The organism is Streptomyces sp. NPDC007907 (assembly GCF_042959365.1).
Taxonomy (GTDB): Bacteria; Actinomycetota; Actinomycetes; order Streptomycetales; family Streptomycetaceae; genus Streptomyces; species Streptomyces indiaensis.
This window is the reverse complement of sequence record NZ_JBIBKR010000001.1, coordinates 284,150-295,784: the sequence shown is the minus strand read 5'-3', so window position 1 is coordinate 295,784 and position 11,635 is coordinate 284,150. Positions and strand designations below refer to the sequence as shown.

Genomic DNA, 11,635 nt, shown 5'->3' with positions numbered 1-11,635 from the left:
GACGGCCCGTCCCGGGTGACTTCGCCGAAGCCGTCCACCCCTCCGGTCACGCCCTTGTCACAGGGCAGCTCAACCTGCCCGCTGCGCGGACGCGTTCACGGGCGGCTCGGGCAGCCAGTCACGAGTCGGGTCGTACTCCAGCCACCGGCTCCGGCCCGCCTGCTCGGCGAGGGCCGTGGTGAGGACGTCAACGCCGGGGTGCCCGCCGCCGGCGCGCCACACCAGCGACCAGGCGTACAAGGGCGTGGGGTCGACCAGCGGGACGGAGCGCAGCCCCGGCACGTCCGGCAGGGGCACGTCGGCGGGCAGCAGCGAGAAACGCCGCGGGTCCGCCACCACCTCGGCGAGGAAGTGGGCGAGGCCCAGGTTGAGGGCGGTTGCCGTGGTGGGGATGCCGAAGCGCCGGGCGAACCGGTGGAGGAAGTCGAGCCGGTCCAGCGTCCCGGGCGCCCACAGCACACCGCCGCTCAACTGCCCGGGCCTCACGGCGGGTTCGGCTGCGAGCGGATGGTCCGCGCCGAGCACGGCGTCCACCGGCTCCAGCCGCACCAGACGGTGCGCCAGTCCCGCGGGCAGCGGAGGGTGCACCCGGCCGAAGGCCGCGTCGATGTCACCACGCAGCAGGGCCGCCGTCACCGACGGCAGATCACGCCCGTGGCCCAGCACCAGCTCCCCTGCCCGCCCGGCGACCTCGGCCAGGGTCCGCATCGGCGCGTAGAGATGCCCCCAGACATCGACCCGCAGGGGCCGGCCCGTCCCCACGGCCGCCGCGACGGCCGCCTCGGCCGCGGCCAGGGCCTGCCGGGCCGGCGCGAGGAAACGCCGTCCCGCCTCCGTGAGTTCCACCGCCTTGCCGCCGCGCCGGAACAGCGCGGTGCCGAGCAGCGACTCGAGCCGCACGATCCGCTTGGACAGGGCCTGCTGGGTGAGACCGAGCGTGCCGGCCGCCCGCCCGAAGTGCAGTTCCTCGGCGGCGCACACGAAGGCCCGTACCCGCGCCATGTCGAGATCCATGGCTCCCCACCCTAGTGCCGCGGCAGGCAACGTCCGCCTCGTCGCGACGCCCGCACGCCCTCTCGCCGCACCCCAGAGCGCGCACCGGACGCCGCTCCTTCACGGGCAAACGTTGCCTGCCGCGGCACTAGGTCGTGTCCGACCTGGAGCTCGGGCGACAACCGTACGTTGTCGGTCCTGCCGGTTCGTTGTTGGAGCGCACAGTGGCCGCGGAGGTTGCATGTCCGGCATGCGAAGACTTATTCCCACGGGGGAGGCGGCCCGGCCGGTCGCCTTCACCGAGGCACCCCCGCCCGTCCCCGCGCCCGACGAAGCACTCGTGAAGGTCGAGGCGTTCGCGCCGAACCGGGGCGAGACGTTCCTCCTCGAACATCCCGAGCCGGGGCTGCTGCCCGGCAAGGACATCGCGGGACTGGTCGTGCAGGCCGCGGCCGACGGCTCGGGCCCCGCCCTCGGCACCCGCGTGGCCGGACACCCCGCACAGGGCGGCTGGGCCGAGTACGCCGCCGTGCCCACCCACTCCCTCGCCCCGCTCCCGGACGGCGTCGACAGCGTCCGGGCAGCGGCCCTGCCCCTCGCCGGCATCACCGCCCTACGCCTGCTGCGCACGGCCGGATCCCTGGCCGGCACACGGGTACTGCTCACCGGTGCCTCGGGCGGCGTCGGCCACTACGTCACCGAGCTGGCCGTCGCCGCCGGGGCTGAGCTGACCGCGGTGACGGCCACACCGGAGCGCGGCGCCCGCCTCCAGGAGCTGGGCGCGCAGGTGGTGCACGAGGTGGCGGCGGCACACGGGCCGTTCGACGTCGTGCTGGAGTCCACGGGTGGACCAGACCTGCCGGCGGCCGTCGCCAGGACCCGCCCGGGCGGCCTGGTCGTCTGGTTCGGCCAGGCGAGCCGTACCCCGGCGACCCTCGACTTCTTCGCACTCCTCGGCGGCCCCGAGCGGGTGACCCTCCGGCACTTCCACTACGCGGGCGCCCCCTACGGCCCCGATCTCTCGACGCTGGTGCGTCTGGTCGAACAGGGGCGACTGCACCCGGAGATCGGCCGGACCGCCGACTGGGCGGACACCTCCGGCACGTTGGTCGACCTGCGCGAGCGCCGGATACGCGGCAAGGCCGTCCTGCTGACGGGAGGAACCCGATGAGCGCCCCCGACTTCGCCGCCGCCCAGTGGACACGCGCCACCGGCGCGGGCGTCGACCCCCATGAGTACCGGCGCGTCACCGCCGCCCTCACCCGTGTCGCCGACTGGGGACCGGCCTTCTCGCACACCGGACAGGCCTTCGTCGAGCGCGCGGAGCGGGCCGGATCGTCCGTCTCGGCGGGAGAGCACCTGCTGATGGCGGCCCGGTGGTTCCACCTCGCCACGCTCGCCCCCTACGCGGAGGCCGGCCGTGCCGCCGCAGCCGCGGACGAGGCCCTGAGCCGGGCGCTGACCGTGCTGGAGCCCGGTGCGCGGCGCGTCAGCGGCACGGGGTTCACCGGCTGGCTGCGCGGACCCTCGGACGCCCCCGGCACGGTGATCGTGGTCCCCGGCCTGGACTCGGCCAAGGAGGAGTTCCTCGACCTGACGGCGGCGCTGCTCGCCCGGGGACTCGCGGTGTTCGCGATGGACGGACCCGGGCAGGGCGCCCTCGCGGCCACGACCACCCTCACCCCGCACTACGAGCAGGTCGTCGGCCGGGTCGTCGACGCCCTCGGCGTCCCGCACGTCGGGCTGGTGGGCCTCAGCCTGGGCGGCTACCACGTGGCACGGACCGCGGCCCTGGAGCCCCGCGTGGCGGCCGCCGCCACCGTCAGCGGCCCCTTCCGCCTCGACTGGGACAGACTGCCTCCGCCGGTGCGGGACGTCATGACACGCCGGGCCCAAGGAGCCGACGCAGCCCGTGCCTTCGCCCGCCGGGTCGATCTCACCGGCCTGGCACCGCGCATCACGGCCCCGCTGCTGGTCGTGGACGGCGGGCAGGACGTCATCCCCGGCGTGACGAACGGCGAGCCGCTGGCCCGACTGGCACCGCACGGCACCTACCTTCCCGTCCCGCACGGCGACCACCTGCTCGGCAACGCACGCGGTGACTGGCTGTTCCCCCTCGCCGACCACCTCGCCCACACGCTGACGGGAGCGGCGGTGTGAGCCGCTCCCGTCCACGCCCTGCCTCGGGGCCTGCCCCTTACGCCGGCCGCAGCCAGACCGTCGCCAGGGGCGGCAGGGTCAGCCGGATGCTGGCCGGGCGGCCGTGCCAGGCCAGCGGCTCGGGCTTGACCGGGTCGGGGTTGGTGACGTCACTGCCGCCGTAGCGGGCAGCGTCGGTGTTGACGGCCTCGTGCCAGGCGGGAACGTCCTCCGGGACGCCCAGGCGGTAGTCCTGGCGGGTGACCGGTGCGAAGTTGGACACCGCCAGCACCGGGACGCCCTCCGGGTCCAGCCGCAGGAACGCGAAGACGTTGTCGTCGGCGGCGTCCCCGACGATCCACTCGAAACCGGCCGGGTCCGTGTCCAGGCGCCACAGCGCCGGGGTCGCCCGGTAGACGGTGTTCAGGTCGCGGACCAGGTCGCGCACCCCGCGGTGGTCGGGCTCGGCCCCGTACCCCGGGTCCAGCAGCCACCAGTCGGGGCCGTGCGCCTCTGACCACTCGGCGCCCTGCGCGAACTCCTGCCCCATGAACAGCAGCTGCTTGCCCGGATGGGCCCACATGTAGCCCAGGTAGGACCGGACCCCGGCCCGCTGCTGCCACCAGTCGCCCGGCATCTTCGACACCAGCGAACGCTTGCCGTGCACCACCTCGTCGTGCGAGATCGGCAGCACGTAGTTCTCGCTGTAGGCGTACACCATGGAGAAGGTCATCTCCCCGTGGTGGTACTTGCGGTGCACCGGCTCGTGGCTCATGTACTGCAACGAGTCGTGCATCCAGCCCATGTTCCACTTCAGCCCGAACCCCAGCCCGCCGAAGCCGCTCGGGCCCTTGTGGTGGGTGGCGCGGGTGACGCCGTCCCAGGCGGTGGACTCCTCGGCGATCGTGACCACGCCCGGGACCCTGCGGTACACCGTCGCGTTCATCTCCTGCAGGAACGCCACCGCGTCCAGGTTCTCCCGGCCACCGTGCTCGTTGGGTGTCCACTGCCCCGGCTCGCGCGAGTAGTCCAGGTAGAGCATCGAGGCGACGGCGTCCACGCGCAGCCCGTCGATGTGGAACTCCTCGCACCAGTACACGGCGTTCGCCACGAGGAAGTTGCGCACCTCGTTGCGCCCGAAGTCGAACTCCAGCGTGCCCCAGTCGGGGTGCGCGGCCCGCAGCGGGTCCTCGTGCTCGTACAGCGGACGCCCGTCGAACTCGGCCAGCGCCCACGAGTCCCGCGGGAAGTGCGCCGGCACCCAGTCCATGAGGACGCCGATGCCCGCCTGGTGCAACTTGTCGACCAGGTACCGGAAGTCGTCCGGCGTGCCCAGCCGGGCCGTCGGCGCGTAGAAGCCGGTCACCTGGTAGCCCCAGGAGCCCCCGAACGGATGCTCCGCGACCGGCATCAGCTCGACGTGCGTGAAGCCCAGGTTCTTCACGTACACCGGCAGCTGCTCGGCGAGCTGGCGGTACGTCAGACCCGGTCGCCAGGAGGGCAGATGCACCTCGTAGACGGAGAACGGCGCCTCGTGCGCCGGGACCTCGGCACGCCGGGCCAGCCAATCCGCGTCACCCCACTCGTACTGCGAGGAGGTGATGACCGACGAGGTCGCGGGCGGCACCTCCGTGCGGCGGGCCAGCGGGTCGGCGCGCAGCGTCTTCGAACCGTCGGGGCGGGTGATCTCGAACTTGTACAGCTCGCCCTCGCCGATGTCCGGCAGGAACAGCTCCCACACCCCGGACGAGCCGAGCGAGCGCATGACGTGCCCGGTGCCGTCCCAGAAGTTGAAGGTGCCGGCCACGCGCACCCCGCGCGCGTTCGGTGCCCACACCGCGAACCGGGTGCCGGTCACGCCCTGGTGGGTCATCGGGTGCGCGCCCAGCGCCGTCCACAGCTCCTCGTGCCGGCCCTCGCCGATCAGATGCAGGTCGAGGTCGCCCAGCGTGGGCAGGAAGCGGTAAGCGTCCTCGGTCTCCAGGACCGTGCCCTCGTACTCCACGAGAAGCCGGTACTCAGGGACCTCCGTCAGCGGCAGCAGCCCCGAGAAGAAGCCCTCACCGTCGTCGTGCAGCTCCGCTCGCATCTCCCCGGCGACGACGGTCACCGACAGGGCGTACGGACGGAACGCCCGGAAGGCGACGCCGCCGGGCACGGGGTGCGCGCCGAGCACGGAGTGCGGGTCGTGGTGGGTGCCGCCGAGCAGTCGCTCCCGGTCCGCCGACCCGACGCCGGGCGCGACGGCGACCTCCATCTCCGGCGGAACGGCCTGCGCGGAAGCGGCCGTCCCGGTAGGCGTCGTCTCCGCGGGGGCCTTCTCGACCGCGCTCTTCTTCGGGAGGGCCCTCTGCACGGGGCCCTCGGACGCGGTGGCCTTCTGCGCAGGCGCCTCCGACGCGGTGGCCTTCTTCGCGAGAGCCTTGGCGGCGGGCGCCTTCTTCGCCACGGCCTTTTTCGCGGTCGCCTTTTTCGCCGCGGCCTTCTTGGCGGGGGACTTGGCGGCTGCGGCCTTCTTCGCGGCGGGCCCGGCCCCCGTCGCCCCGGCCGTCGTGGCCTTCTCGGCGACGGTCTTCCTGACCGCCGTCCCGGCCGCGGTCTTCTTCGCAGCCGTCTTCTTCACCGCCGCCTTCTTCGCGGCGGTCTTCTTCGCGACCGTCGTCGTCTCGGCGGCGGCAGCGGCAGCGGCGTCGGGCTGTTCCACCGACGTCTTCCTGGCGGGAGCCTTCTTCGTCGCCGCCTTCTTGGCCACGGTCTTGGCGACGGTGGTCTTGCCGGCGGCCGCCTTCTTGGCGGTCGTCCTCGCGGGGGCCGCCTTCTTCGCCGCTGCCTGTTTCGGCACCGCCGTCTTCTTCGCGGCGCTCTTCTGCTGGGCGGCCGTGGGCTGCTCGGGGATCTTCTCCCCGGCGGCACCCTTGGGACGCGAACCGCTGGACTCAGGGCGGGGGGTCACGGGCGGAGCCTCCAGGACGAGGGGTGGTCGGTCAGGTCAGGTGGCCGGTCGAGGCGAGGCGTTCTATGGCGGCCAGGGGCACCGGCAGCCAGTCGGGGCGGTGCCGGGCCTCGTACACCACCTCGTAGATCGCCTTGTCCGTCTCGTAGGCCCGCAGCAGCACCGGGTCGGTGCGCGGGTCGCGGCCGGAGGCCTCCGCGTAGCCGGAGCAGTACGCGGACCGGCAGGTCTCGGCCCAGTCCGGCTGGGGCGGGTCGACCGAGCGTGCCGCGTAGTCGAAGGACCGCAACATGCCGGCGACGTCGCGCACCGCCGGCTGCGGCATGCGGCGTTCGGCCAGCGGCCGGGCCGGTTCACCCTCGAAGTCGATCAGCCACCACTCGCCGGACGGCGAGCGCAGGCACTGACCGAGATGCAGGTCGCCGTGCACCCGCTGCGCGGTCCAGGTGCGGCCCTCGGCGGCCAGGTCGCCCAGCGCGGTGAACGCCGACCGCAGGCCGCGCGCGTACGGCCGCAGCGCGGCCACCGCCTGGACGGCCGCGTCCAGCCGCTCGATCATGCCGTCCACCATCAGCTGGAGCTGTGTGTGACCGAGCGTGACGGTCGGCAACGCCCGGGCCAGTGCGGTGTGCACCTCGGCGGTGGCCCGCCCCAGGGCCCGCGCCTCGGCGCCGAAGTCCTCGCCCTTGGCCAGCTCGCGCAGCGCCAGCTCCCAGCCGTCGGAGGCGCCTTGCAGGAACGGCTGGAGCACCCCCAGGACGTACGGCTGGCCGGCGAGGTCCACCGGGCCCGCCGGGACGACCGGGTCCGCCATGGGGGCGATGTCGGCAACCAGCCAGGCCGTCGGCGCGGGCACCCGGGGGCAGCCCTCGCGGGCCAGCGCGAGCGGCAGCTCCAGATCGGGGTTCACCCCCGGCACGATCCGGCGAAGCAACTTGAGGATGAACGTATCTCCGTAGACGAGCGACGAGTTGGACTGCTCCGCGGTCACCACGCGCGGTACCAGTCCGGTACGGATGTCCTGGCCGGGGTCCCGCTCGAAGCGGAGCCTGCCGACCCGGGCCTGTGTGCGCAGCGCCTCCAGGAGCAGCTCGGCGGGCCTGGTGTCGTGCAGGGCGTCGTAGACCGTCCGGCCGGCCAGCGGTCCCGTCGGCACGTGTCCGATCAGCGCGGGCGCCAGCCGAGGCGGCAGCGCCTCGCGCACGCCTATCAACAGCTGGTAGCAGTCACCGGGGTGACCGGGCGCCCCGTGGGTCGGCGCGACGGGCTGGTGGGCGCGGACGAGCAGGTGGTACAGCCCCAGCTTGGACGTGGCCGGAAGCAGCTCGGTGGCCTCGACCAGCGTGAACCCGGTGACCGCCCGTCCCTTGCCCGCGAACCAGCGCTGCCGTGGCAGCCATTCCCGCAGCAGCGGATCCAGGGAGGCGAGAAGGCCGGGCGGGGCGGTGACGGTGCGTGTGACGGCTTCCGACATGGCGTCGCGTCCTTTCACCCATATGTGGTGCGCCTCCCGGTGCCTGTGACCGGCCCCGGACGGCGCCCCTCCGGCTCACGGGGGTGGGCGGGGTGTTACTGATGCGTGCCCCGGGCGGGGCGGAGGAAACGCCCCGCCGCCGGGGTTTGCGGCCCGTCCCGCGGATCGGGCCTCAACAGGCCTTTTCAGGCCTCACACGGTCTCCTTGCGGAGCCGGAACCAGTAGAAGCCGTGGCCCCCGAGGGTCAGCAGGTACGGCAGCTCGCCGATGGCGGGGAAGCGCACCCCGCCGAACAGCTCCACCGGGTGCCGTCCCGCGAACTCACGCAGGTCGAGCTCGGTGGGCTGTGCGAACCGCGAGAAGTTGTTCACGCACAGCACCAGGTCGTCCTCGTACTCCCGCAGGAACGCCAGCACCGCCGGGTTCGTCGACGGCAGCTCGGTGTACGAGCCGAGTCCGAAGGCCGGGTTCTGCTTGCGGATCTCGATCATGCGGCGGGTCCAGTGCAGCAGCGACGACGGCGACGACATCGACGCCTCGACGCTGGTGACCTGGTAGCCGTAGACCGGGTCCATGATCGCCGGCAGGAACAGCCGTCCCGGGTCGCACGAGGAGAACCCCGCGTTGCGGTCGGGCGTCCACTGCATCGGCGTGCGCACCGCGTCCCGGTCGCCGAGCCAGATGTTGTCGCCCATGCCGATCTCGTCGCCGTAGTACAGGATCGGCGACCCCGGCAGGGCCAGCAGCAGGGCCGTGAACAGCTCGATCTGGTTGCGGTCGTTGTCCAGCAGCGGGGCGAGCCGGCGGCGGATGCCGATGTTGGCGCGCATGCGGGGGTCCTTGGCGTACTCGGCCCACATGTAGTCGCGCTCTTCGTCGGTGACCATCTCGAGCGTGAGCTCGTCGTGGTTGCGCAGGAAGATGCCCCACTGGCAGTTCGACGGAATGGCCGGAGTCTTGGCCAGGATCTCGGAGACGGGATAGCGGGACTCGCGCCGCACGGCCATGAAGATGCGCGGCATGACCGGGAAGTGGAAGGCCATGTGGCACTCGTCGCCGCCGGCGGCGTAGTCGCCGAAGTAGTCGACGACGTCCTCGGGCCACTGGTTGGCCTCCGCCAGCAGCACGGTGTCCGGGTACTGCGCGTCGATCTCCTTGCGCACCCGCTTGAGGAAGTCGTGTGTCTCCGGGAGGTTCTCGCAGTTCGTGCCCTCCTGCTGGTACAGGTACGGCACCGCGTCCAGCCGGAACCCGTCGATGCCCAGGTCCAGCCAGAACTTCAGCGCGGAGATCATCTCCTCCTGCACGGCCGGGTTCTCGTAGTTGAGGTCCGGCTGGTGGGAGAAGAACCGGTGCCAGTAGTACTGCTTGCGGACCGGGTCGTAGGTCCAGTTGGAGGCCTCGGTGTCGACGAAGATGATCCGCGCGTCCTGGAACTGTTTGTCGTCGTCGGCCCACACGTAGTAGTCGCCGTAGGGCCCGTCGGGGTCCTTGCGCGACTCCTGGAACCACGGGTGCTGGTCGCTGGTGTGGTTCATGACGAAGTCGATGATCACGCGCATGCCCCGCTGGTGGGCTGCGTCGACGAACTCCACGAAGTCGGCCAGGTCACCGAACTCCGGCAGCACGGCCGTGTAGTCGGAGACGTCGTAGCCGCCGTCGCGCAGCGGCGACTTGAAGAACGGCGGCAGCCACAGGCAGTCGACGCCCAGCCACTGGAGGTAGTCGAGCTTCGCGGTCAGGCCCTTGAGGTCACCGACGCCGTCGCCGTTGCTGTCCTGGAACGAGCGGACGAGCACTTCATAGAAGACGGCACGCTTGAACCACTCCGGGTCACGGTCCCTGGCGGGGGTGTCCTCGAAGGTGTCCGGAACGGGTTCGTTGACGATCATGTTGTGGGTGACCCTCCGATCTCCGGGGTGGACGGTCGCAGGACCGTGAAGACGTGCGCGGGCCGGTGTCCCGGTTCGAGGCGCACATAGTTGGTCCTGCCCCAGTGGTAGGTCTCACCGGTGAGCTCGTCGCGCACCGGCACCGACGCGTGCCAGTCCAGGCCGAGTTGCGGCATGTCCAACGAGACCGTGGCCTCCTGGGTGTGGTGGGGGTCGAGGTTGGCGACCACCAGAACCGTGTTCGAACCCTTCCGCTTCGAGTAGGCGATCACCGCCTCCTGGTCGGCGTGGTGGAAGTGGATGTCGCGCAGCTGCTGGAGGGCCGGGTTCTCCCGCCGGATGGTGTTGAGCCGGGTCAGCAGCGGGACGATGGTGCGGCCCTCGCGTTCGGCGTTGTCCCAGTCGCGGTGCCTGAGCTGGTACTTCTCCGAGTCCAGGTACTCCTCGCTGCCCTCCTTCAGCGGGGTGTTCTCGCACAGTTCGTAGCCGGAGTAGATGCCCCAGGTCGGCGACAGCGTCGCGGCGAGCACGGCCCGCACCTCGAAGGCGGGCCGGCCGCCGTGCTGGAGGTAGGCGTGCAGGATGTCGGGGGTGTTGGCGAAGAAGTTGGGCCGCATGTAGGAGGCGGCCTCACCCGACAGCTCGGTCAGGTACTCGGTCAGCTCCTGCTTGGTGTTGCGCCACGTGAAGTACGTGTAGGACTGCTGGAAACCGATCTGGGCCAGGGTGTGCATCATCGCCGGCCGCGTGAACGCCTCCGCCAGGAAGATCACATCCGGGTCGGTGCGGTTGACCTCCCCGATCACCCGCTCCCAGAAGACCACCGGCTTGGTGTGCGGATTGTCCACCCGGAAGATCCGCACCCCGGCGTCCATCCAGTGCCGCAGCACCCGCACCGTCTCCGCCACCAGACCGTCCATGTCCGCGTCGAAGGCGATCGGATAGATGTCCTGGTACTTCTTCGGCGGGTTCTCCGCATAGGCGATCGTCCCGTCCGGGCGGTGGTGGAACCACTCCGGGTGCTTCTGCACCCACGGGTGGTCCGGGGAGCACTGCAACGCGAAGTCCAGCGCCACCTCCATGCCCAGCTCCCGGGCCCGGGCGACGAACCGGACGAAGTCCTCCAGCGTCCCCAGATCCGGGTGCACCGCGTCGTGGCCGCCCTCCGGCGAACCGATCGCCCACGGCACACCCACGTCGTCGGGGCCGGGGGAGAGGGTGTTGTTCTTGCCCTTGCGGAAGGTGGTGCCGATGGGGTGGATCGGCGGCAGGTACACCACGTCGAAACCCATCGCGGCGATCGCCGGCAACCTGCGCGCGGCGGTGCGGAAGGTGCCGTGGGGGTGCTCGCGGGTGCCCTCCGAGCGCGGGAAGAACTCGTACCAGGAGCCGTACAGGGCCCGCTCCCGCTCCACCAGCAGCGGCAGCGGATCACTGCCGGTGACCAGCTCCCGCAGCGGATACCGGGCCAGCACCGCGTCCACCTCCGGCGTCAGCGCCCCCGCCAGCCGGGAAGCCGCGGGACGGCCCTCGTCCCGCAGGGCGTCGACGGCGGTGCGGATCACGTCGCGCAACCCTCCCTCCTCGGGCAGACCGGCGGCCGCCCGCTCGTACAGACGCGCGCCCTCCTCCAGGACGACGTCCGTGTCCATGCCCGCCGGGATCTTGATCTCGGCGTGATGGCGCCAGGTGCTGACCGGGTCCCCCCAAGCCTCGACGGTGAACGTCCACAGGCCCGGCTCCCCGGCGGTGACCGTGGCACCCCACCGGTCCGTCCCGGGGGCCAGCTCGCGCATCGGGGTCCACGGGCCGGGGCGGCCCTCGGGGTCCTTCAGGACGACGTTGGCGGCGACCGCGTCGTGCCCCTCCCGGAACACGGTCGCCGAGATCTGGAAGGTCTCACCGGTGACGGCCTTGGCCGGCCGGCGGCCCTGCAGCACCACCGGGCGGACGTCGAGGACCGGTATGCGTCCGACGGCGGTCGCGTCGCTCCCGCGAGGTGGTGGCGAGGCCGGTGGGCCCGCCTCGGCCGGGCGTGCGGGGCGTGCTTCGCCTCCGGGTGCGCGCGCCCCGGTGGTGCGGCGGCTGGGGGGTGCTGGCGAATGGTGCTTGGCGGGCATGACCGCTCCTGTCCGCGTCAACGAGGGTAGGCGGATGTCTGTGGGGAGGTGGGTCCTGCATGG

The 11,635-nt window shown here is 72.1% G+C and carries 7 protein-coding genes; 2 read left to right on the top strand and 5 right to left on the bottom strand.

The features are described 5' to 3' along the window. Positions 1 to 69 precede the first annotated feature (69 nt). Positions 70 to 1,014 (bottom strand): LysR family transcriptional regulator, encoded by a 945-nt coding sequence (locus tag ACFZDI_RS01315; RefSeq protein WP_391246993.1) that lies wholly within the window; start codon positions 1,012 to 1,014, stop codon positions 70 to 72. Between the two features lie 229 nt (positions 1,015 to 1,243). Here ACFZDI_RS01315 and ACFZDI_RS01310 point away from each other — a divergent pair, with 229 nt between their 5' ends. Then, positions 1,244 to 2,164, top strand: coding sequence for a zinc-binding dehydrogenase (locus ACFZDI_RS01310; RefSeq protein ID WP_234849723.1), 921 nt, complete (start codon positions 1,244 to 1,246; stop codon positions 2,162 to 2,164). Beyond that, entirely contained in the window at positions 2,161 to 3,153 is a 993-nt protein-coding gene (locus ACFZDI_RS01305) for an alpha/beta fold hydrolase (RefSeq protein ID WP_391246991.1), read from the top strand. Before ACFZDI_RS01310 ends, ACFZDI_RS01305 begins: the two co-directional genes overlap by 4 nt. A gap of 37 nt (positions 3,154 to 3,190) precedes the next feature. On the opposite strand, the gene glgB is transcribed toward ACFZDI_RS01305, so the two are convergent. The 4 genes from glgB to ACFZDI_RS01285 form a co-directional block, all read right to left on the bottom strand. Then, complete coding sequence (glgB, locus tag ACFZDI_RS01300) at positions 3,191 to 6,085, bottom strand: 1,4-alpha-glucan branching enzyme (protein ID WP_391246989.1); 2,895 nt, start codon at positions 6,083 to 6,085, stop codon at positions 3,191 to 3,193. Between the two features lie 31 nt (positions 6,086 to 6,116). Continuing rightward, entirely contained in the window at positions 6,117 to 7,559 is a 1,443-nt protein-coding gene (locus ACFZDI_RS01295) for a maltokinase (RefSeq protein WP_234849720.1), read from the bottom strand. Between the two features lie 192 nt (positions 7,560 to 7,751). Next, on the bottom strand, positions 7,752 to 9,452 hold the full coding sequence (treS, locus tag ACFZDI_RS01290; protein ID WP_391246987.1) for a maltose alpha-D-glucosyltransferase: 1,701 nt from the start codon (positions 9,450 to 9,452) through the stop codon (positions 7,752 to 7,754). After that, the gene (locus ACFZDI_RS01285; RefSeq protein WP_391246985.1) at positions 9,449 to 11,572 is read right to left on the bottom strand and encodes a maltotransferase domain-containing protein; all 2,124 of its coding nucleotides are present in this window, start codon (positions 11,570 to 11,572) and stop codon (positions 9,449 to 9,451) included. The genes treS and ACFZDI_RS01285 overlap by 4 nt, the downstream gene beginning before the upstream one ends. Positions 11,573 to 11,635: the final 63 nt, after the last annotated feature.